The organism is Bacillus sp. FSL R5-0576 (assembly GCF_038004765.1).
Classification (GTDB): Bacteria; Bacillota; Bacilli; order Bacillales; family Bacillaceae; genus Bacillus; species Bacillus subtilis.
In genome coordinates this window covers 3047053-3069621 of the sequence record NZ_JBBORU010000001.1, presented here as the reverse complement: position 1 = coordinate 3069621, position 22569 = coordinate 3047053, and the positions used below count along the sequence as shown (strand labels likewise).

The window sequence follows — 22569 nt, the reverse complement described above, 5'->3', positions numbered from 1 at the left end:
AGGTGCTCCTAAAAAGGAGCACCTTTTTCTTACGGCCAAATCTCATCCGCCCATTCAGGGTGGTCGATAAATGGATTGCGGTTGTGCTGATATTTTTCATAAATGATTTCATTTCTTTTCCGCTCGCGGTCGTCAACCGGATCCTGCTTATTCCATTCGAGCAGGACAGATTGTTTGCCATGATAAGGAGCTGAGCCGTTGCCTGTCTTATCATTAAGCTCAAGATCAGGATAGCCGTCATCACCCTCGTAACGGACAGCCATGTAAAACAGCATGCGGGCAACATCGCCTTTCACATCATCGCGGGGCTCCCATGAATCGCCGTCATAATAATTTCCGGGTGCCTTCGCATATTCAGTGCCGCCATTGTCAAAATCCATATTTCCTCTGGCGCTGTTAACTTGAACATCAGCCGGGCGCAAATGATGAATATCAGTACCAGGTCCCTTGCTCGTACCAAAATCGCCATGGGATTTCGCCCAGACATGCTCGCGGTTCCAATCGCCGACATTGCCGCCGTTCAGGTTTTTGGACCGCGATTCATTCGTATAGAGCAGGATGACGTTATTCGGATTTCTCGGATCTTCATCCGTTTCTTTCAACGCGTTCCACACTTCGCTGTAGGACAGCATCGTGTGTCCGCTGATAATACGGTGCAGGGTGCTTTTTAGCGAGTCTCCTGTTTTACCTTCAGCCCCTTCATAATAGGTATCTGTGTCAGCATAGGGTGCAGCGGGGGCGGCTAATGAGAGAAGGCTTCCCGTTCCTGAAGGGGAAGACGCCAATCGGTCATTAAGGCTTAATGCGGTTTGCGCGCTTGCTGAAGCTGCCGGCGCAAGCCATCCGGAAATCAGTAATACACAGACGAGCGGCAGAAACCATGCTTTTTTTGTCATCACTTGCCCTCCTTTTATCAGATCATGTCTATTATCTAAAATTGAAATAAAGGATAGAAGTGTCATTTTGTATATTTTTCATTAAAATTGTAAATTAGTTCCTTTGGAGGAGGCGGAAATCTCCTGTTCCCATATCTTTAGGTCCTGTTTTTGCGGGCTGCCGGCATTTCCGTTTTCATCCGTTCCGCAAACATCGCCTCTCCGGCAAGCTTAGCTTGTTCATATGAAAGGCATTTTGACCCTCTCTTTCGCTCTTGCTGGCTCTCTTCCTTACCGTGTTTTCTTTTGACCTTTACATCAAAATAGTTGTGACATGTAGGGTGAAGCTGGTTGCTGGATAGATACTGTGGCTAAAAAATAAACGTTTTTTTGGTTAATCTGTCAATGAACTATCATGTTCCTCCTTCTATAATGAAGTCACCATAGCGGCCAGAGGGGGGAGTACATGGAAAAGCAGAAGCTTTCAGTAAAAAACAGCATCACAGATTATATTGAATGGCTCGCCCAATACGGTGCGTCTGCGGATGGCGGCGTAACGAGGCTTTTATACACAAAAGAGTGGATGGACGCACAGCTTGCTGTGAAAACGGAAATGTCTTCTTTCGGGCTTGAAACAAGATTCGACGATGTCGGCAATGTGTTTGGAAGGCTTTCGGGCACCCAGTCTCCGGATGAAGTCATTGTAACCGGTTCACATATCGATACTGTCATCAATGGGGGAAAATACGACGGCGCCTATGGTGTTCTGGCGGCAATGCTTGCGATAAAGCGGCTCAAAGAGACATATGGAGCGCCGAAAAAAACACTCGAAGCGGTATCCTTATGTGAGGAGGAGGGCAGCCGTTTTCCAATGACCTATTGGGGATCAGGGAATATAACGGGTGTTTTTTCATTACAGGATGGAGCAGAGCCAAGAGACGAATCAGGAGTCTCGCTGCAACATGCGATGCATGAGAACGGTTTTGGCAAAGGTGTGTTTCAGGCAGCATATCGGACAGATATCAGCGCTTTTGTTGAGCTCCATATTGAACAGGGACAGACATTGGAAATGTCAGGACGGGATCTCGGGATTGTGACAAGCATTGCGGGGCAGAGGCGATATCTCGTCACGCTGGAGGGGGAATGCAATCACGCGGGAACTACCTCCATGAAATGGCGCAAGGACCCGCTCGCAGCCAGCAGCCGTATCATTCATGAGCTGCTACTGCGGTCGGAGGAGCTGCCGGAGGAGCTCCGTCTGACATGCGGAAAAATAACGGCAGAGCCCAATGTAGCCAATGTCATACCGGGCCGCGTCCAGTTTTCAATCGATATTCGCCATCAGCATCAGCATGTGCTGGAGCAGTTTCATCAAGACATGGTTGCTTTGATCAACGGCATTTGCCTTCAAAAAGGAATTCGCGCCGTGATTGATGAATATATGCGGATAGAGCCTGTGCCGATGGACGAAAGGCTGAAGGCTGCGGCTTTTGAAACAGCATTAGAAAACAGCTTCAGCTGTGAGGAAATGGTGAGCGGAGCAGGGCATGACGCGCAAATGATCGGAAGGCGCTATCCTGCTTGTATGCTGTTTGTGCCAAGCCGAGGCGGCATCAGCCACTCACCGAAGGAATATACGTCAGCCAGACAGCTTGAGATCGGCGTCCGCGCACTGACTGATTTATTATACAAACTGGCTTACTGATAAAGGAGGAATGGCTGTGTCAGGCAGAAGAGAATTATGCACCCCATTAAGAACGATTATGACGCCGGGGCCTGTTGAGGTTGATCCGCGTGTATTAAGAGTAATGAGCACCCCGGTTGTCGGCCAATTTGATCCGGCGTTTACAGGTATTATGAATGAAACGATGGAGATGCTTCGGGAGCTGTTCCAAACAAAAAACCGCTGGGCATACCCGATTGACGGCACTTCACGGGCGGGAATTGAAGCAGTGCTGGCCAGTGTGATAGAGCCGGAAGATGATGTGCTCATTCCCATTTACGGCCGTTTCGGTTATTTGCTGACTGAAATCGCCGAGCGATATGGGGCAAATGTTCATATGCTTGAGTGCGAATGGGGAACGGTTTTTGACCCAGAGGACATCATACGGGAGATAAAAAAAGTGAAGCCGAAAATTGTGGCCATGGTGCATGGAGAAACATCGACAGGACGGATTCACCCGCTGAAAGCCATCGGCGAAGCCTGCCGCACCGAGGATGCATTGTTTATCGTCGATGCAGTCGCAACGCTTGGGGGCTGCGAGGTTAAAGTCGATGAATGGAAGATTGACGCTGCCATCGGCGGAACGCAAAAATGTTTGTCTGTGCCTTCAGGAATGGCGCCGATTACATATAATGAGCGGGTGGCGGACGTGATTGCAGCTCGCAAAAAGGTGGAACGCGGGATTGCGACACAAGCTGACAGGGCAGCACTTTCGGGAAATCGGCCAATTACAAGCAACTACTTTGATTTGAGCCAGCTTGAGGATTATTGGAGCGAAAGACGGCTCAATCATCATACAGAAGCGACGACGATGCTGTACGCCTTACGTGAGGGAGTCAGACTGGTGCTTGAAGAAGGTCTTGAGACGCGTTTCGAGCGGCATCGGCACCATGAAGCCGCATTAGCAGCAGGGATAAAGGCAATGGGGCTAAGATTGTTTGGAGATGACAGCTGCAAAATGCCTGTTGTTACCTGTGTCGAAATTCCCGGCGGCATTGACGGCGAGTCTGTCCGTGACATGCTGCTGGCACAATTCGGCATTGAAATCGCCAGCTCATTCGGCCCGCTCGCAGGGAAGATCTGGAGAATCGGCACGATGGGGTACAGCTGCAGAAAAGAAAACGTGCTATTCGTGCTTGCCGGGTTAGAGGCTGTGCTTCTTAGACATAACGCAGGAATCGAAGCAGGAAAAGCGCTCCAAGCAGCGCTGGATGTGTATGAAAACGCTGACCGCCAGGCAGCGGTGTAAAGAAAAGCTTGCGGAACTCCGCAAGCTTTTTAACGATATGATTTCGTGTTTTCTCCAATCTGATTTTCTTCGTTTGACTCTTTTTACAAATCCTCTTTCTATGTGTTTTATTTTCTGACAAATCATGAGTCATTTTTTCTTCCATCATCTATTCTTTATACAAGTTACCTATAAAATCACGCTGAACTAGTTGTTTCTCACGGCAATTTTCGAGAGGAGGATGCGGCATTGGGGAATTTTCACACGATGTTAGATGCGCTCCTGGAAGACCAGGAGGAGGCTGTACTGGCGACAATTGTTCAAGTTGAAGGCTCCGCGTATCGAAAAGCAGGCGCCTCTATGCTCTTTAAGAAAAAAGGCAGACGGATTGGCTTGCTGAGCGGCGGGTGTGTGGAAGAAGATGTATTCCAAAGAATCAGTGCGCTGGGCGAACAGCTCACATCAACGCTGATTCCCTACGACATGCGGTCGGAGGATGATCTTTCTTGGGGCATGGGAGCCGGGTGCAATGGCATTATTCATGTTCATGCGGAGCGAATCACTCAGGAAAAAAGGCGGCACTATGAGAAAGTGAGGGACTGCCTTCATTCAGGCAAAGCTGTCACTGCCGTTACAAAGATTGGATCCCCCCATTATTTATTTCTGACGGAGAACGGGCATTTTGGGAACTGGCCGGACGCGCCTCTGCAAGATATTCAACGTATTGTTTCAACGCTTCATTTACCGCATTTCGATCAAACCACTAACATGTTTATTCAGCGAATTGAACCGAAGCCGCGTCTCATTCTGTTTGGGGCGGGACCGGATACTGTACCGCTGGCCAATTTGGCGGCTGACACAGGTTTTTCTGTTATCGTGACGGATTGGCGGCCCGCTTATTGTACATCCTCTCTTTTTCCAAAAGCGGATCAGCTGATCGCCGCTTTTCCGGAACAAATGCTTAGCGAATTTCAATTTTTTTCGCATGATGCAGCTGTTGTGGCAACGCATCATTATCAGCACGATCAAACGATCATCAACTTCTTATTTTCTCAAAACCTCCATTATATTGGACTGTTGGGTTCGGCAAACCGCACGAAACGGCTGCTGAACGGAAAACATCCTCCGTCTCACTTTTACAGTCCGGTCGGGCTGAAAATCGGTGCGGAAGGTCCCGAGGAAATTGCGGTAAGTGTAGTTGCAGAAATTATTCAAACAAGAAAACGGCTGGCGGTTGTATGAGAAACCCCTATCTGATCGGCGTGTTTCTCGCTGCCGGCAAAAGCAGAAGAATGGGTCAAAACAAGCTGGCTTTGCCGCTAAAAGGAGAAAACATAGGCTCACTTTCTTTGAAAACTGCTCTGTCGTCCCGCCTTGATCACGTGCTGGTCGTCGAGCGGACAGAACATGCTTCCCTTGAGTGGATAGGGACGCCGTATCACGCTCCGCCTTTTCAAAAACGCTGGAGCCTGCACATTTGCCAAGACGCAGAAAAGGGTCAGGGGCATTCAGTCAGCAGCGGGGTGAGAAAAGCAGAAAGCATGGGGGCGGACGGCGTTGTCATTTTGTTAGCCGACCAGCCTCAGCTTTCCGTCGATCATCTTAATGCCCTTATGGCACTGGCTCCTGAGTCATTTGCCGTGTCATCGTTTTTAGGAACGTTCACCCCGCCAATCTACTTCTCGTCGGCTTGTTTTCCTTATGTAAAGGGGTTAAAGGGAGATGAAGGGGCTCGCAGGCTCCTGAAAAGCGGACAGCTTGGAGCAGGAGCGGTTTTGGAGGCAAAGGATAGCGGTGAGTTGGACGATATTGATACACCCAAGGAATATGACATGGTAAGGAGGGCGATGGCTTGAACGGCCAAGTGACAAAAGCAAGGATGAATATTCAATTATGGAGGCCGACAGCGCTTGATGAGGCCTATTCGCTTTTAGAGAAGCTTGCTCCGGATGTGTGTGCCGCTTCGGGAAGCACGCTGCTTCAGCTTCAGTGGGACAAAGGAACTCTACCGAAACAGCACCTTGTCAGCCTTGAAGGGATTGACGAGATGCGAGGGATCAGCGCCAGTGACACCCACGTGTCGATCGGGGCGCTCACATCACTGAATGAATGCAGAAAGAACCCTTTGATCAAGAGCGCGCTTGGCTGTTTCAGTGACGCTGCTTCCGCTGTCGCCGCACCGGGAATCCGCAGCCGTGCCACGATTGGCGGCAACATAGCCAGTAAAATCGGTGATTTTATTCCGCTTCTGCTTGTGCTTGATGCTGAGCTTATCGTATATCAAAAGAAGCTAATCAGGCTGCCGCTTGGCGCTTGGCTCATTGAGGAAGACTTTAGAACAGCTATCGTCACGCGTGTCATCATCCCGCGGGCGGAGGGAGAGCGTGTATTTTATCACAAGCTTGGAAGGCGCCAGGCTTTTACAGGAGCGGCTGCTGTTGCAGCTGGACGTTTTTTGAAAGACGGCGGCATTCGCCTCGCCGCTGGCCATGCCGATATCACTCCTAGGAGATTATTGGACAGCGAAGCGAAATGGATGGCACCAGGGTGGGACTCGCATGATCTGTACAAAACACTTATCCATGAGCTGCCGTTTTCCTCAGATGCTTTTATGTCAGCGGCATACAGAAAAAAAGCCGCTGCCAACGTCATCATGGCAGAGCTGATGGCTGAGGGAGGGGAATAAATGATCATCAACAAACCGTCAAGAGTCAGGCCGGATGGAAGGGGTAAGGTCACAGGGGAATTGAAATATATGACCGATCTCAGCTTTCCAGGAATGCTGTATGGCAAGGTGCTGAGAAGTGCTTATCCTCATGCAGAGATTGTGTCGGTTTGCACCATAAAAGCTGAGAAAATGGAAGGCGTGCAAGCCGTCGTCACACATAAAGACGTTCCCGGCTTAAACCGATTTGGCATTATCATCCCTGATCAGCCGGTTTTATGTGAGGACAGAGTGCGGTATGTCGGGGATGCGATCGCCGCAGTTGCTGCGGAAACGGAAGAAATCGCGGAAGCGGCGCTGGAGCTGATTCAAGTTGAGTATAAAGAGCTGGAAGTCATGGATTCACCAGAAAAAGCGCTTCGGCCGAATGCGCAAAGACTGCATGAGGACGGGAATATCCTGCACCGCGCATTTTTTTCAAACGGTGATGTGGAAGAAGGGTTTCAAGCATCTGACACACTCCTTGAAGAAACCTATGAGCTGCCGCGGCAGATGCATACGTATATGGAAACGGAGGGAGGCGTAGCCGTTCCGGAAGACGACGGGGGTTTTACGATGTATGCAGGAACCCAGCACGGCTATAAAGACCGTTTCCAGCTTGCCCGTATTTTTGACATTCCTGAAGAGAAGATCAGGATTGTGTCAAGTCCGATGGGCGGCTCGTTCGGAGGGAAGGATGAGCTGAATATTCAGCCGTATGCCGCGCTTTTGTCACTGAAAAGCGGACGTCCTGTCAAAATCCATCAGACACGAAAGGAATCTGTACGTTCTGGCATTAAGCGCCATCCGATGAAGATTACGATAAAAACGGGTGCGGATCATTCGGGAAATCTATTGGCGCATGACGTGAAAATTGTGGCGGACACAGGCGCATATGCTACGCTCGGACCGGCTGTTCTTGATTTTTCTGTCGAGCATGCCGCGGGGCCGTACCGTATTCCGAATATCCGGACTGAAGGAATATCAGTATTTACGAACAACGGGGTGGCGGGGGAATTTCGGGGCTTTGGCGGCAACCAAATCACATTTGCACTCGAAACCCATCTCGATCGTCTCAGCGGCATGCTCGGCATCGACCCGCTCGAGCTGAGAAGAAAAAATATCAGAAAACCGCATGACTTGGGGCCGCTTGAGCATCGAATTGCACCAACTGACGGAGCGGCGCAGGTGTTGAATGCCATATCTAAATCTCCCATTCTTACAAGAACCAGCCGGAACTGCGGGTATCTGCAAAGAGGCACGGGAGCGGCAATTACAATGCACGGCGGCGGGCTGGGCTATGGCCGAATGGATGCGGCAGGAGGCCGTTTGTCCCTTTCGAGTGAAGGCAAAATCACAGCATCGTTCGGATTTGAAGAATGCGGACAGGGGATTCTAGCAGCGATTGAACATATTGTCATGGAGGAGCTGGGTTGTGCCGCAGAAGATATTTCCATTGTTATTGGGGATACCGCAAAAGTGCCGAAGTCAGGCTCCTCCACAGCATCCCGCGGCACAAGCATGGTGTGGCACGCGATCCAGCGTTTGAAGAAGCCGTTTCTATCTCAGTTGAAAAAAAGGGCGGCAGAATGGAACGGCTGTTCAGCGGAAAACCTTATTCCCGGCGCTGCAGGCTTGCGTGACAAAAACACAAAGGCGCTCGTGGTGACGTATAAGGAGCTGGCTGAAAAAGGCCCTTTGGCAGAGGAAACGGCATTTGACTTTCCAACAACGCCTGATCCTGTGGTGGGCGGCCATTTCCTCTACTCATTTGGAGCGGCTTCCGTTGAGGTGGAGGTAGATCTGTTAACAGGTGATGTCAAATTAATAGATTGTGAGCACGCTATTGCGGCAGGTCCGGTTGTCAGTCCCCAGGGTTATCGAGGTCAAATTGAAGGCGGCGCTGCCATGGCACTCGGCTACACACTGATGGAGGAGGCGAAAATGACGGACGGCCGTTATGCCGCGGAAAATTTAGATCACTATTTGATCCCCGGAGTCAAAGACGTTCCTAACATGAAGGTGATCGCAATAGAAGAACTAATGAAGGGTGATGCATATGGACCGCGCGGTGTTGGCGAAATTGGAACGATCGCCATCACTCCGGCGATTGTAAAGGCAGTACATGATGCGGTCGGATGCTGGATAAACAAGCTGCCAATTTCAAGAGAAGAGCTGCTTGAAGCGATAGACAGAAAGGGGCTGAAGCAATGGACGTAAAAGAGGCCGGGCCATTTCCTGTAAAAAAGGAACAGTTCCGGATGACCGTGAATGGGCAGGAGTGGGAGGTTGCTGCCGTTCCTACGACACATCTGAGTGACCTGCTTAGAAAGGAATTTCAGCTGACCGGGACAAAGGTGTCCTGCGGAATCGGCCGCTGCGGAGCCTGCTCTATTTTAATCGACGGAAAACTGGCCAATGCGTGTATGACCATGGCTTACCAAGTGGACGGCCATTCCATTACAACAATCGAGGGCGTACAAAAAGAGGAACTGGATATCTGCCAAACCGCTTTTCTGGAAGAAGGAGGCTTCCAATGCGGCTACTGTACCCCAGGAATGATAATTGCGCTTAAAGCTCTGTTTCGGGAAACCCCTCAACCTTCTGACGAAGATATAGAAGAAGGGCTGGCGGGGAATTTGTGCCGGTGTACCGGGTATGGCGGGATTATGCGGTCAGCTTGCAGGATTAGAAGAGAGTTGAACGGGGGTAGACGGGAGTCCGGCTTTTAAAAGCCGGACTTTTTTAGCCTCAGTCAGACAGCGCGATCAAGTCGCAGAAGCGTTGTGGGAAAACACACGATAAATCTCGTAGAACTTGATAGCTTCTGGATTAGAAAATGATTAGTGAATCCATAGCAAAGACGCCATAAAAACTTCTTATGGCGTCTGTCGGACAGGGAGGTGTTGGATACGGCGGAGGCAAGGAAAGTTAAACTTAATAATTAAAGATAGCTGCTCCAACAATGATCAACAAAATGAATAGCACCACGATCAAAGCGAAGGAGCTCCCGAAACCGTTTGAGTAACCAGAGTTTCCACTATATCCACCAGAATTGTAGAATCCCATAATGTCACCTCCTTTAGTGGAGATAGTATAAGATATGCCAAACGATCATTTTCGACATAGATTTAAGTCTAAAAAAGAAAAAATGAATATTTTGTCTAAAGGTGTAAGAGAGAACGCATTATCTAAACTATTAAAACCGCAGCAATTGTCTTCAAAGTATTTTTTTGAGAAAAAACGCGGTCTGTTTATAGGATTGGAAAAGGGAGCTCGGCTGCTAAGAGCTGACTTATTAGTTTGAAACCCCGATTTATAAATGAAAGGACTACAGGATGTTTTTCTCGTAGGCAATTATCCTGAAAAATATTGGTGAATGTTTATTCAAGCTGTTGTTTCACTAAGCGTGGGATTACTGCAAATACTGTCCTAGGATCAAAAGTTTATTGAAGTGCAAATAGAAGCCCGCCTCACCGGCGGGCTTCCTTCTTAACTCCCCCTATACACCTGATAACCAAACGGCGACAGCAAAAGCGGGATATGGTAATGCGTATCTGGATCTGCAATGTGAAAACGGACGGTGACGATGGTTAAAAACGGCTGATCGGCTGCGTTCATGTTTTTACTCGCAAAATAGTCTCCTGCATGAAATTCCATCACATACTCTCCGGAAACCAGCTCTTCACCAGCCAGCAGAGGGACATTGACTCTGCCGTCATTGTTAGTGTAAACCTCTTTCAAAATACTTTCGCCCAGCCGCTTCAATTCAATTTTTACGTTCGCCGCTGGTTTGCCGCAGGTTAAATCTAAAATATGGGTTGTCAGTTTTCCCATCAGGCTTTCAGGCTCCGACATTTTTCAGCGGCTTTCTGTTTTTCTTTCTCGGCGTCTTCTCTTGTCACGGTAAAATGTTGGAAACCGTATGGCGGGCGCGGTTCGGTGTAGACTTTTCCTTGTGAGCCCGGGATTTCTTCGACAACCGCATCCCACGTGTGATTTTGAGATTGGAAGCTGACATTAGTGAGCTGCGGGAACCTCGCTAATATTCTGCAGCCGATATGATAGATTAAGTTTTGGATTGAAGGGGTTTCGAGCTCGTGAAAAACTGTGCTCGCCAAGTCGCGGACTTGTTCAGCCGCGACGTAGCGGGCTGGATCAGAAGCGTATGCGTCATTTGTATTTTCATATTGCCAGCTGATGTTTAAATAGACAAACAGCGGGCGGTTGCCGTCTTCGGGAAGAGTCGTATATTCGTCCCGGATGAAGCCGACGAAGGAGTTGCCGCTCACCTTGACGAGCTGAAGATCCATGATTTCGCTGTATTGCTCTGTAATCGTTATGGTATTCCCGCTTCGTTCTGCTTTCAGTACAGAGCGGCTTCGTTCATTACGCGATCTTCTGAAGACGAGGCGGCTTGTGCTGAGCTCTTTCTCCTCGTATGCAGGCATTGCTTCAAACGGAATGTCTTCGCCAGTCAGAGTGATCGTGTCCATATGAGAATAGGTTTCTAAAAATCGGTGAGCTACATAGTGTAGGAACCCCTCGGTTGTCGTTCCTTCATAGGATGCGAGATGGCGCTGGATAAAGTTTTTCATTGAATCCGTTGCCACGACGAGAGTGTTGTCTCCGTCTGTAAATGATGGCAGGAAGGCTTCTCCGCCAATTTCGCATGTCACATCTACGCCGATAACGGTATTGCTTCTCCCGGCAAAAGATGATTCTGGGATTTGCTTCACTCCAGTGAGCGGTTTTAAAAACGTTCGGTATGCAAATACATTTCCTTTGCCATAAGACATAGTTCTTTTCATTTGCGTCTCTCCTTTTTCAGTGATGATGTCAGCCAGACGAAAGCGGGCGATTCGGTAAATTTCTATAAGGGCCTGCTGGAACTCCGTTTCTCGTTCGCTCTCAAGCCTTGCCAGAAGGGCTTGGTGAATGTCCTGTTTCGTCTTTCCCTTCACCGCTAAAATAAAAGGAAAGCCGAAGCGATCATAATAGTGTTCATTCAGCTTGAGAAACTCCTCGTATTCCTGCTGTTCTAATTTGCTGAGCCCCGCGTTCTGCTGTTCTCTTACCGAGTCACCGCTCATTGTTTTCTTTGTTCCGAGCCGGGGATGCTTTTTGATTAAATCAAGCTGTGTCTCGCGATCCGCGGCTTTTACAATGCCAGTCATTTTGCGGTGAAGATCAGAAAGGGACGTAAACGGCCGTAGTGCTGAGGATCTCTCCGCAATCCATGAAGAGTGTTCAAAAATAGAGCCAAGTGTGTCTGTCAGTGTTTGTGTATCCATTTGGTTCAGGTCATCCATTGTGAACATTGGCATCTTCCTTTACGTTTTTATGTCTGTGCCATTCGGCTGTTTGGTTTGAAAAAAAGCGTGCAGTGCAATGGCCGTCAAACTGCCGATCACAATTCCGCTTCCTGCCAAGACAGAGGCCGCGCCCGGAAGAGATGAAAACAACGCGGGAACTGTTGTAGCGCCAAGCCCTAAGCTGACGGAAGAGGCGATAATCAGCAGGTTGCCTTGCGAATCAAGGTCAACGCTGGATAGCATTTTGATCCCGTAAGAAATGACCATACCGAACATGACGATCATTGCGCCGCCGAGAACTGGGGTGGGGATCACTGTTGTCAGGGCCGCTGCTTTTGGAACCAGGCCGATCGCGACCAGTATGATTCCTGTGATGGCGATGACGTTGACACTTTTCATCTTTGAAAGCTGAACGATGCCGACATTCTGTGAGAAAGCTGTATAAGGAAACGCGTTAAATAAGCCGCCCAGCAAAATCGCAAGGCCTTCTGCCCGGTAGCCCTTTCTCAGATCCTTCTCCGACAGTCTGCGGTTTGTGATATCCGCAAGCGCAAAGTAAACACCTGTCGATTCAACGAGGCTGACAATCGCAACGAGAAGCATCGTGACAACAGCCGGCAGCTCAAAGGTTGGCGGTCCGAAATAAAACAGAGACGGAACATGAAGCCAAGACGCCTCCAAAACCTCAGAAAAATCGACCTTTCCCATGAAATATGCAGCGGCTGTTCCTGCGATAAGACCGAGTAAAATCGCTATGGAGCGGATAAAGCCTTTAAAGAAATAAAACAGCAATAAGATAAAAGCTGTGACGCCAAACCCGAGGAGTACGTTGTCGAGTGAGCCGAATTCTTTGCTTCCTTCACCTCCGGCCAGGTTATTCATTGCCGTTGGAATCAGGCTGATGCCGATGATCATGACGACTGATCCGGTTACGACAGGCGGAAAAAAACGGACAAGCTTCCCGAAGAAGCCCGCGGCTAAGACGACAATCAGTCCTGCGGCGATAATGGCACCATATATCGCTGGGACACCGTAAGTGCTTCCGATGGAAATCATCGGGCCGACTGCGGTAAACGTGCATCCGAGCACAACGGGCAGGCCGATGCCGAAATATCGGTTTCTCCAGAGCTGCAAAAGAGTTGCCGCCCCGCACATAAACAAATCAATCGCGATTAAATACGTCAGCTGCCCCGCATTCAGCCCGATCGCCGCTCCGACGATCAGCGGAACGAGAATGGCTCCCGCATACATGGCAAGCATGTGCTGAAGCCCCAGCATCATCAGCTGTAAGGCATTGTGCTGTTCCTTCATCTTTTTTACACCTCTTTTTCTAATACGAGTGTATGTTCTAATACCGGAAGTTCTGTTTTCTGAGCTGTTTTGTCTTTTTTGCCGCGCAAGCTGAAAAATAGATTCAAAAAGATAGCGGTCAGGCTTCCAGTGATGGTGCCGTCACTGACCAGAATCCGGATCGGAGCGGGGAATTCAGCAAAAATCCCGGGGACCGTGCTGGCGCCGATGCCGAGTGCGATTGAGCATGCGATGGTCAGGAGGTGGTATTGATTTGTGAGATCCGCTGTGCTGAGCATTTTGACGCCGGAGGCAATCACCATGCCGAACATGACGACGGTCGCGCCGCCAAGTACAGCAGCAGGAACGGCAGATGCAAGGGCGGCAATCTTCGGAATCAGTCCGAGACAGACAAGGATACAGCCTGCGGTAACGACGATGTTTCTTGCTTTCACTTTGGTCAGCTGCAATAAGCCGGCGTTTTGAGCAAAGGTATTATAAGGAAAGGCATTGAACAGCCCGCCGATGAGAATGGCGATTCCTTCCGCTCGATAGCCTTTGACGAGGTCTTTTTCAGTTAAAGGTCTGCCGCATATCTTTCCGATTGCATAGAAAACGCCGGTTGATTCCACAATAATGACGATTCCGACGATCAGCATCGTTAAGATCGGACCGATTTCAAACGTTGGGGCTCCGAAGTAAAAAGGCTTCGGGATTTGGAAGAACGGTGCTTCTGTAACAGAAGAAAAGCTGACTTTGCCCATGATCGCTGCTGCCGCTGTTCCGGCGGCGATTCCGATAAGAACGGACAGTGTTCGGGCAAATCCTTTGAGAAAGCGGTTGAGGACTAAGATCAGAACAAGGACACTGACAGAGAGAAGAAGGTTTTCGAGCGAACCGTATTCGGGGTTGGCGCTGCCGTTTATTTTTTCGCCGCCAGCCATATTTTTCACACCTGTCGGAACAAGTGAAAGGCCGATCAAGGTCACAACGGTACCTGTTACGACAGGAGGAAATAACACAGTCAGCTTGCCGAAAAAACGCGCAAACAAAAAGATGAACACACCGGCCGCGATGATGGAACCGTAAATCGCGTGAATGCCGTAATTGCTGCCGATTGCAATCATCGGGGTGACGGCCACAAATGAACTGCCAAGCATGACGGGAAGCCCGATGCCGATGTATGCTCCGCGCAAGGTTTGCAAAAGCGTCGCGACGCCGCATGTTAACAGGTCAATCGCCAATAGGTAGGACAGCTGTTCAGTTGTTACATTCAGCGCTCTGCCGACAAGCAGGGGCACCAAAATCGCACCTGCATACATGGCGAGCACATGCTGCAGGCTAAGCGTAAACACCTTAAACGATCTTTTTTTCACTATAGTCCCTCCTTGTATGTGAACTTTAGTAACATGATATCGTGCCGATCGAGGGGTGTCATTGGATACAGTAGCTGAAAAAGACAGGTGTGATTGCTGAAAGTGACGAAAAACGATTCATTTTGTAAGAAAATGTAACAAATATTAGCTGATCAGCCGCTGCATACGTAAGGCAAGCCGCAAACGCATCGTTGTTTCAGGATCTTTTAAGCTTTTCCCCAGCAGCTCTTCGCATTTTTCAAGGCGGTATATGACCGTATTGCGATGAACGTACAGACGCTTTGCCGTCTCTGAAATTTGGCAGTGTGTCTCTAAATAGACGGAAAGCGTATGAAGCAGGCTTTGATCCTCCTGCTGTTTTTCAGCGAGGCTCTGAAGCGTGGAGTTGTAAAATTTCTTCAAATCCTCAACCGGGAGCAAGCGCAGAAGCTCAGGCACATCTTTGGCGTGATACACCTGGATAAATGCGGTGCTTCTTGACAAATGCCCCGATTGCAGGGCATCAGAAGCTTCTGTGAAAGCGTCGGGAACATCAATGAGCTTTTGGCAGATATTGCTGATGCCAAAGGACACGGTTCGTTTAAATTGAGCGCTGACCTGTGTTTGAAACTGTTCTAAAAAGCTGATCACCGAGGCGTGCATTTCACTCCAGCTGTCTGTCGCCTCGATTAGAATAATGCCGACATTTCCTTTCATAAAGAAGTGAGGCGGAAACGGGAAGGCTGATAATTCACCTTCAAGAAATTCGAATACGCTGTCGGAAGCGAGCTGATTTTCTGTAAAGCTGATTGATTCGTCATTGCGATCGAGTTTGCCGGCAATGCACATGTATTTTTGATCCCAGCGCAGCTTGAATTCTTTCGCCCGGTTTTTGATTTCGTCATCTGAAGAAAAGGACCGCTCAATAAAATTGTTGAAAAACTCATTGCGGGCCCGCCGGCTGAACTGCTTCAGCGCATTTTCCTTCAGCAGTTCAAAGGAAATGACGTTGGCCGCTTGTTCAATGGTGAGGATCAATCCTTTGTCGCCTGCCTGCACCATGTCCGGTATCAGCAGGTAGCCGCAGTTTTTTTCGTGATTATATATAGGCAGGACAGAATATGTTTTCTGATCTGAGATTGTAGAGAAACAAGTAAAAAACGGCCCGGATACGGTATTCAGGGTGCCTTTCAGCTTTTCGGTCTCAACTGAAATCTGATGAGAAGCAGACAGCATTTTGGCATGCTGGTCAAGCAGCAGCACGGGAAGCTGAAGGAGGTCTGACACCTTTTTGAGGAGGGATTGCAGCCCCTTGCCGCTCATAATGTGGTTTGTGAATTTTTTATGCGCGTAAATGGCTTGCTGCAGCTCGTTAGAACGCATATCGAGAATATGGCTGAGTGTGGCATTCACAATATCGCCGAGTCGGATATGTTCCGGAAGCTCAATGATTGGAAACGCATATGAATCGGCCAGTTCGATGATTTCCTTCGGGATATCTTCCAGATAGCGCTTTGTTTTAATGCCGAGGCCCGCGCAGCCGCGTTTTGCCATTTGCCGAATCAGTTCAGATAATTGATGCGGGTGATCCTTCAGGTGATAGGCGGTGGTGACGAGCAATTCATTCTTATGCAAAAAGTCTGCGATATCCGGAGCGTCCATCATATTGACATGCTGAACCTCTCTTTCCCCTCCTGCTTTTCCAGCGATTAAATTGGCGTTTTCAAAAGCCGGTATTTTCATCACATCAAAAATATTCATAGCGCATTCTCCTTTTCTATAAAAACATTGGTTAAGGTGAATAATTTTCAATAGGAATTCTAGCGGTTTTGCTGATGTAATACGATCATAGTAGCAGTAAACTGTGGAAAATAGAACTGATTGTGTGACATAAACTGACATGAAAAATCATTATCCTTATATGGGGGGATCAATATGGCTTACGATATGGTGATAAAAGGTGCGAAGGCAGTTACGCCAGATGGCGTTATAGAAGCTGATATTGCAGTTCAAAACGGTGTCATTGCCGAGATAGGTTCTGACATTGAAGCAAGCGGGACGGAAATCATCCAGGCAGACGGGAAATACGTGTTTCCTGGTGTGATAGACTGCCATGTTCATTTTAATGAACCGGGCAGGGAGGATTGGGAGGGGTTTGAAACAGGTTCTCAAATGATGGCCGCAGGCGGCTGCACCACCTATTTTGATATGCCGCTCAACTGTATTCCATCAACCGTGACGGCAGAGCATCTTCTCTCAAAAGCTGAGCTAGGCAGGCAAAAATCTGCCGTGGATTTTGCGCTATGGGGCGGCCTTGTGCCAGGCCATATCGAGGACATCCGTCCGATGGCTGAAGCGGGAGCGATCGGGTTTAAAGCGTTTTTATCAAAGTCAGGCACTGATGAGTTCCGCTCTGTTGATGAACGGACATTGCTCAAAGGCATGGCAGAAATCGCGGCTGCAGGAAAAATCCTCGCTCTCCACGCGGAAAGTGACGCGATCACAAGCTACTTGCAGATGGTTTTGGCCAATAAAGGAAAGGTGGACGCGGATGCGTACGCCGCCTCCCGCCCGGAGGAAGCAGAAGTTGAAGCGGTGTATCGCACGATTCAGTATGCGAAGGTGACAGGCTGTCCGGTTCATTTTGTCCATATCAGCACGGCGAAAGCGGTCCGGCTGATCAGAGAGGCGAAACAGGAAGGTCTTGATGTTTCGGTTGAAACATGCCCGCATTATGTCTTGTTCAGCCATGACGATTTACGGCAAAGGGGCTCTGTCGCAAAATGCGCGCCTCCGCTCCGGTCACGGCAATCAAAAGAGGCGCTGATCGAGGCGCTCATTGCCGGGGACATTGACATGGTTTCCTCAGACCATTCCCCCTGCCGTCTATCCTTGAAACGGGAGGATAACATGTTTTTATCATGGGGCGGAATCAGCGGCGGGCAGTTCACTTTATTAGGAATGCTGGAACTGGCGCTTGAGCATCAGATTCCGTTTGAAACCATCGCAGAATGGACAGCGGCGGCCCCTGCAAAACGATTCGGCCTTCAGAAAAAAGGGCGGCTTGAGGCGGGGTGTGATGCAGATTTCGTGCTCGTCAGCATGGAGCCGTACACTGTTACAAGAGAATCGATGTTTGCAAAGCATAAAAAAAGCATTTACGAAGGACATACATTTCCCTGCAGCATTTCGGCCACTTACAGCAAAGGCCGGTGCGTGTACAATGATGGGGAAAAAGTCACTGAAATTGACGGAGCTCTGGTCGTTCCTTCGTAAGCCCGGCGGATTTTACCGCCGGGTTTTTTGATTTCCTCCGTTCTAGTTTTTAAAATCTCATCAACGTGGTATCTTTTTTTAAAGGAGGCGGAGGCAATGGAACATGTCAAATACATACTTAAGCAATCCTGGTCGCGCCATACGAGCTCTAAATGGACGGAAGAATGCCCGTCATGCGGCCAATGCGGCGTGACGGCATTGGTGATTCAAGACCATTTCGGCGGCACGATTTTCAAAACAAAAGTCGGTGAGAGCTGGCATTTTTACAACAGCATCAATGGTGTGATGTTCGATTTTACGAGTGAGCAGTTTCAGGCGCCTATTGATTATCAGCATATTCCTTCCTCAAGAGAAGAGGCGTTTTTAGATACGAATGAGGAACAATATCAGCATCTTCGTTCTGCATTTTCCCGCCATATGAACAGCATTTCCGAGGAAACCTGAAAACACGTGTGATAAACTGGAAGAGAGGTGAATGAGTGTGATTTATATCGGACTGACGGGATGGGGGGATCATGACAGCATTTATCCGCCGAAAACGGCCAGCCAGAAAAAATTGCAGGCCTATTCCTCCCATTTTCTGATCGTGGAATTAGACGCGAGCTTTTATGCGATTCAGCCGGCGCGCAATAATGAAAAGTGGGTGAAGGAAACGCCCGAAACCTTCCAATTTATCGTGAAAGCATATCAGGGCATGACAGGGCATCAGCGCGGCGAAATTCCCTTTGACTCAAAAGAGGAGATGTTTGATGCGTTTAAGGTGTCTTTAACGCCATATTTACATAGCAATAAGCTCGCCATGGTGCTGTTTCAATTTCCGCCGTGGTTTGACTGCAAGAAGGAGAATGTCGCCTATTTGAGATGGTGCAAGCACCAAATGGGAGATATCCCTTGTGCGCTTGAATTCAGAAACCGTTCCTGGTTCTCGCCGCCATTTTATGAGCAGACGCTTTCATTTATGAAAGCGGAAGGCTGGATTCACAGTGTCTGTGATGAACCACAAATCGGAGAAGGCAGCGTTCCGACTGTGCTGCGCGCGACCGATGAAAACAAAACGCTCGTCAGATTTCACGGACGCAACAAGCAGGGCTGGATGAAGCCTGATGGCGGGAAAAACTGGCGGGAGGTCAGGTACTTATACCGCTACAACCAACAGGAGCTGGAGGATTGGAAAAAGCACCTGAATGAATTGCAGCAGCAATGTAAGGATGTTTTTGTTCTGTTCAACAACAATTCCGGCGGTGACGCCGCGGATAACGGCAAGCAGATGCTTGAACTGCTTGATATCGAGTACAGCGGACTTGCTCCGAGACAGCTCGATTTATTTTAGAAAAGAGGTTTTTACTGATGTCGTTTGTGATTTTGGTCGTCCTGGGATTAATCGCAGGTACGGTAGGAAGTCTGATCGGGCTTGGCGGCGGAATTGTCATTGTGCCGTCTCTGATGTTTTTAAGCACAGTGACGGAGCTGTTTCAGGATGTGACGCCGCAGGTTGCGATTGGAACTTCGCTTTTGGTCATTATTTTTACGGGTCTTTCTTCAACTTTGGCTTATATTAAATATAAAACCGTTGATTATAAGAGCGGGCTCATTTTCTTTATCGGTTCGGGTCCCGGCAGCATGATCGGGGCTTACGTGTCAAAGCTGTTCAATTCAAACTCGTTTTCCGTTTGGTTTGGCATTTTTATGATTTTGATTTCATTATCCTTAATGCTGAAAGCGAAAGCCCGGCCGGTCAATAAAGCGCACAAAGGCATTATTCGGACATTTCAGGATGATGCTGGCGAGCCTTATACGTATTCATATCAGGCCCCTGTCGGCATTGCGATCGCCTTTGTTGTCGGTTTTTTAGGCGGACTTTTCGGTATAGGCGGCGGATCACTGATGGTTCCGGCGATGATGCTGTTATTTCTGTTTCCGCCGAAGGTTGCGGTGGCAACGTCCATGTTTATTATTTTCCTGTCTTCTATGACAGGGTCTGTTTCACATATTATTTCCGGGCACGTCAATTGGCTGTACGCCCTCGCGCTTGTGCCCGGCGCTTGGTTCGGCGGAAAGCTTGGCGCCGCCATCAACAGAAAAATGCAGACGAAAACGATCGTTATGATCATGCGGATCGTATTGATTTTGATCGGCTGCCAGCTCATTTATGAAGGCATTTTCAGCTGAACGATTAGGGAGAGATATTATGAAGGAGAAGCTCCGCTTATATCATACAAATGATTTGCACAGCCATTTTGAAAACTGGCCGAAAATTGTAGATTATATCGAGCAGAAAAGAAAAGAGCATCAGTCAGACGGCGAAGAGACGCTCGTTTTTGATATTGGCGATCATCTAGATCGTTTTCAATTCGTGACAGAGGCGACATTCGGAAAAGCGAATGTCGATCTCTTAAACCGCCTTCACATTGATGGAGCGGCGATCGGCAATAACGAAGGGATTACGCTTCCGCATGAAGAGCTTGCTGCCTTATATGATCATGCTGAATTTCCTGTCATCGTCTCTAATCTGTTTGATAAAAATGGAAACCGTCCGTCCTGGGCGGTGCCTTACCATATCAAATCATTGAAAAACGGTATGTCCATTGCTTTCTTAGGTGTAACTGTGCCGTATTATCCTGTTTATGACAAGCTGGGGTGGACAGTAACGGATGCCCTTGAAAGCATAAAGGAAACCATTCTGGAAGTGAAAGGGCAGGCTGATATTATCGTTCTGCTGTCACATTTAGGCATTCTTGATGATCAGGCAGTGGCTGAAGCGGTGCCTGAGATTGATGTAATCCTCGAATCACATACCCATCATTTGCTTGAAGATGGACAAGTGGTTAATGGGGTACTGCTGGCCAGCGCCGAGAAATACGGGCATTATGTCGGCTGTGTAGAAATCACGGTGGACAGCGTACAGCGAAGCATCATCAGCAAAACGGCTTCTGTGCAGAACATGGCGAAATGGACAGGAGAATCCGCAGAAACAAAAGCGTTTCTCAATGAAAAAGAACGTGAAGCCGAGGAGAAGCTGTCCGATGCCGTTGCAGAGCTTGCACAAGATGCTGAGGTGAAGTGGTTTGAAGAATCAGAGCTGCCTTTGCTTTTGGCATACGCCTTAAAGGAATGGTGCGAGACGGACATCAGTATGGTCAATTCAGGTGTCATTCTCGGTCCGCTTAAAGCAGGTCCTGTGACAAAGTTGGATCTGCACCGAATCTGTCCGCATCCGATCAACCCGGTGGCTGTCCGCCTGACGGGAGAAGAACTGAAGGAAACCATTGTCCATGCCGCTTCCGAACAAATGGAGCAGCTCCGGATCAAAGGACTCGGCTTCCGCGGAGAAGTGATGGGGAAAATGGTGTATGCCGGCGTTGAGGTAGAAACGAAACGGCTCGATGACGGGATCACCCACGTCACCCGGATCACGCTGAACGGGGAAGATATTGAAAAACATAAACAATACTCCGTTGCGGTGCTTGATATGTTTACGCTCGGCAAACTGTTTCCGCTGATTCGCGACGCTGCAGAAAAAGAATATTTTATGCCGGAATTTTTGCGGGATCTGCTTGCTTGGAAGCTTGCGCAATAAGGCAGTCAGCCCACAACAAGCTGTGCCCTTCATCATAAAGTGATGAATGAAGGGAGTGGTTGACGTGGTAAACCTGACACCGATCATGATAGAAGGACAGCCTTTTACAGCTGTGACAGTAAAGCTTCCCAAAACGAATTTTATGGCCGTCACCAATGATCACGGATACATTATGTGCGGCGCGCTTGATGTGGCGCTGCTGAATGAAAAATTAAAGGAGCGCGGCATCGTGGCGGGGCGGGCAGTTGGTGTCCGCACCATTGACCAGCTGTTAGACGCACCTTTAGAATCCGTCACGTACGCCGCGGAAGATCTTGGCATTCAAGTCGGCATGAGCGGCAGAGAAGCGCTTTTAAAAATGGTGAAATAAAATAAATTGGCTCCGGCTATTACTATGTCCCCTCTTACAAGCATACATTGTGATATGTAAGGGGGGATTTTCTTGCCAAGATATCGCGGCCCTTTTCGCAAGAGAGGACCTTTGCCTTTCCGTTACGTGATGCTCCTGTCCGTTGTCTTTTTTATCCTGTCAACAACGGTCAGCCTTTGGATGATCAATGGCTCGATCAAACCTGTTTTAATGGACATCGGCGAGATGGAAACGAAGCGTATAGCGACAGAGGTGATCCAGGATTCGATTGAGGACTATATGTCTGACAGTGAAAATATGAAAGATATGTTTCAAATGAATTCTGATGAAAACGGAAACTTAACGACAATCGATTTTAATACACAGGTTGTAAACAGTGTGAAAACAAAAGTGACAAAGCAGCTTCAGGCTCATTTGAAAGAGATGGAAACCCATACCGGACACAGCGGCGCCAGTGAAAACATTATGATCAACATTCCGCTGGGACAGGTAACCGGCAACAGCCTTCTTGGAAACCTCGGGCCGAAAATCCCGGTCCGGTTCAATTTAATCGGTGACGCTTTTACAGATGTCAAAACCAAAATCAAGCCGTATGGCATAAATAACGCACTTATTGATATCAGCATCTTTGTCGAAATTAAAGTGAAGGTCATCATTCCATTTGCCAGCAAAACCGCTGTCGTCACAAATAATGTTCCTGTATCGATTAAAGCAGTGCAGGGCGAAGTGCCGCAGTTTTATAATGGAAGCGGCGGCTCGGGTGTCACGCCTTCTGTCCAGCTTCCGAGCAGCAAAGAAGACGGTGCCGATTCAAAAAAAGAAAAAAGCAGCAAATAAGCCGCCTGTTGAAGAGGCG

General features: G+C 48.7%; 22 protein-coding genes and 1 pseudogene. 15 read left to right on the top strand and 8 right to left on the bottom strand.

Features of this window, described 5'->3' with window-relative positions:
* Window positions 1-29 precede the first annotated feature (29 nt).
* Window positions 30-896, bottom strand: coding sequence for an endonuclease I family protein (locus tag NX903_RS15810; protein WP_014480775.1), 867 nt, complete (start codon window positions 894-896; stop codon window positions 30-32).
* Window positions 897-977: 81 nt separating this feature from the next.
* Window positions 978-1097: pseudogene (locus NX903_RS15805) on the bottom strand (hypothetical protein); the annotation flags it as partial.
* Between the two features lie 244 nt (window positions 1098-1341).
* Here NX903_RS15805 and allC point away from each other — a divergent pair.
* The 7 genes from allC to pucE all read left to right on the top strand — a co-directional run bounded on the left by allC (window position 1342) and on the right by pucE (window position 9262).
* Window positions 1342-2580, top strand: coding sequence for an allantoate deiminase (gene allC, locus NX903_RS15800; protein WP_086344289.1), 1239 nt, complete (start codon window positions 1342-1344; stop codon window positions 2578-2580).
* A gap of 16 nt (window positions 2581-2596) precedes the next feature.
* Window positions 2597-3847: a (S)-ureidoglycine--glyoxylate transaminase gene (pucG, locus tag NX903_RS15795; protein WP_086344288.1), complete on the top strand. Its 1251-nt coding sequence runs from the start codon at window positions 2597-2599 to the stop codon at window positions 3845-3847.
* 228 nt (window positions 3848-4075) lie between these two features.
* Window positions 4076-5068 carry an XdhC family protein gene (locus tag NX903_RS15790; RefSeq protein ID WP_144486768.1) on the top strand — a complete coding sequence of 331 codons (993 nt, stop codon included), beginning with the start codon at window positions 4076-4078 and terminating at the stop codon, window positions 5066-5068.
* Window positions 5065-5682 (top strand): xanthine dehydrogenase accessory protein PucB, encoded by a 618-nt coding sequence (pucB, locus tag NX903_RS15785; RefSeq protein WP_086344286.1) that lies wholly within the window; start codon window positions 5065-5067, stop codon window positions 5680-5682. Before NX903_RS15790 ends, pucB begins: the two co-directional genes overlap by 4 nt.
* Entirely contained in the window at window positions 5679-6512 is an 834-nt protein-coding gene (gene pucC, locus NX903_RS15780) for a xanthine dehydrogenase subunit C (RefSeq protein WP_086344285.1), read from the top strand. The genes pucB and pucC overlap by 4 nt, the downstream gene beginning before the upstream one ends.
* Entirely contained in the window at window positions 6513-8750 is a 2238-nt protein-coding gene (gene pucD / locus NX903_RS15775; RefSeq protein ID WP_086344284.1) for a xanthine dehydrogenase subunit D, read from the top strand.
* Window positions 8741-9262, top strand: a complete 522-nt coding sequence (pucE, locus tag NX903_RS15770) for a xanthine dehydrogenase subunit E (protein ID WP_032722466.1) — start codon at window positions 8741-8743, stop codon at window positions 9260-9262. The genes pucD and pucE overlap by 10 nt, the downstream gene beginning before the upstream one ends.
* Before the next feature lie 205 nt (window positions 9263-9467).
* On the opposite strand, the gene yuzJ is transcribed toward pucE, so the two are convergent.
* Window positions 9468-9599: a YhzE/YjcZ family sporulation protein YuzJ gene (gene yuzJ, locus NX903_RS15765; protein ID WP_009968115.1), complete on the bottom strand. Its 132-nt coding sequence runs from the start codon at window positions 9597-9599 to the stop codon at window positions 9468-9470.
* Between the two features lie 34 nt (window positions 9600-9633).
* Between yuzJ and NX903_RS15760 the strand changes: the two genes are divergently transcribed.
* On the top strand, window positions 9634-9837 hold the full coding sequence (locus NX903_RS15760) for a hypothetical protein (protein ID WP_086344283.1): 204 nt from the start codon (window positions 9634-9636) through the stop codon (window positions 9835-9837).
* A 185-nt stretch (window positions 9838-10022) separates the two neighbouring features.
* Here NX903_RS15760 and uraH read toward each other — a convergent pair whose 3' ends face one another.
* From uraH to pucR, 5 genes are all read right to left on the bottom strand, one after another.
* Window positions 10023-10367 (bottom strand): hydroxyisourate hydrolase, encoded by a 345-nt coding sequence (gene uraH, locus NX903_RS15755; RefSeq protein ID WP_086344621.1) that lies wholly within the window; start codon window positions 10365-10367, stop codon window positions 10023-10025.
* The gene (pucL, locus tag NX903_RS15750) at window positions 10367-11851 is read right to left on the bottom strand and encodes a factor-independent urate hydroxylase (protein WP_086344282.1); all 1485 of its coding nucleotides are present in this window, start codon (window positions 11849-11851) and stop codon (window positions 10367-10369) included. Before pucL ends, uraH begins: the two co-directional genes overlap by 1 nt.
* A gap of 12 nt (window positions 11852-11863) precedes the next feature.
* Complete coding sequence (pucK, locus tag NX903_RS15745) at window positions 11864-13156, bottom strand: uric acid permease PucK (RefSeq protein WP_086344281.1); 1293 nt, start codon at window positions 13154-13156, stop codon at window positions 11864-11866.
* Window positions 13157-13161: 5 nt separating this feature from the next.
* Window positions 13162-14511 (bottom strand): uric acid permease PucJ, encoded by a 1350-nt coding sequence (pucJ, locus tag NX903_RS15740; protein WP_086344280.1) that lies wholly within the window; start codon window positions 14509-14511, stop codon window positions 13162-13164.
* A 144-nt stretch (window positions 14512-14655) separates the two neighbouring features.
* Window positions 14656-16251, bottom strand: coding sequence for a purine catabolism transcriptional regulator PucR (gene pucR, locus NX903_RS15735; protein ID WP_014477890.1), 1596 nt, complete (start codon window positions 16249-16251; stop codon window positions 14656-14658).
* A 174-nt stretch (window positions 16252-16425) separates the two neighbouring features.
* Here pucR and NX903_RS15730 point away from each other — a divergent pair, with 174 nt between their 5' ends.
* The 7 genes from NX903_RS15730 (at window position 16426) to yunB (ending at window position 22550) form a co-directional block, all read left to right on the top strand.
* On the top strand, window positions 16426-17766 hold the full coding sequence (locus NX903_RS15730) for an allantoinase (protein ID WP_086344279.1): 1341 nt from the start codon (window positions 16426-16428) through the stop codon (window positions 17764-17766).
* 96 nt (window positions 17767-17862) lie between these two features.
* The gene (locus NX903_RS15725) at window positions 17863-18210 is read left to right on the top strand and encodes a YunG family protein (protein WP_024572477.1); all 348 of its coding nucleotides are present in this window, start codon (window positions 17863-17865) and stop codon (window positions 18208-18210) included.
* A gap of 37 nt (window positions 18211-18247) precedes the next feature.
* Window positions 18248-19096, top strand: a complete 849-nt coding sequence (locus NX903_RS15720) for a DUF72 domain-containing protein (protein ID WP_086344620.1) — start codon at window positions 18248-18250, stop codon at window positions 19094-19096.
* A gap of 17 nt (window positions 19097-19113) precedes the next feature.
* Window positions 19114-19935: a sulfite exporter TauE/SafE family protein gene (locus tag NX903_RS15715; protein ID WP_086344278.1), complete on the top strand. Its 822-nt coding sequence runs from the start codon at window positions 19114-19116 to the stop codon at window positions 19933-19935.
* 19 nt (window positions 19936-19954) lie between these two features.
* Entirely contained in the window at window positions 19955-21343 is a 1389-nt protein-coding gene (locus NX903_RS15710; RefSeq protein ID WP_086344277.1) for a bifunctional metallophosphatase/5'-nucleotidase, read from the top strand.
* A gap of 64 nt (window positions 21344-21407) precedes the next feature.
* Window positions 21408-21713, top strand: a complete 306-nt coding sequence (locus NX903_RS15705; protein WP_014665249.1) for a YunC family protein — start codon at window positions 21408-21410, stop codon at window positions 21711-21713.
* Window positions 21714-21785: 72 nt separating this feature from the next.
* The gene (yunB, locus tag NX903_RS15700) at window positions 21786-22550 is read left to right on the top strand and encodes a sporulation protein YunB (RefSeq protein ID WP_024573524.1); all 765 of its coding nucleotides are present in this window, start codon (window positions 21786-21788) and stop codon (window positions 22548-22550) included.
* Window positions 22551-22569 lie beyond the last annotated feature (19 nt).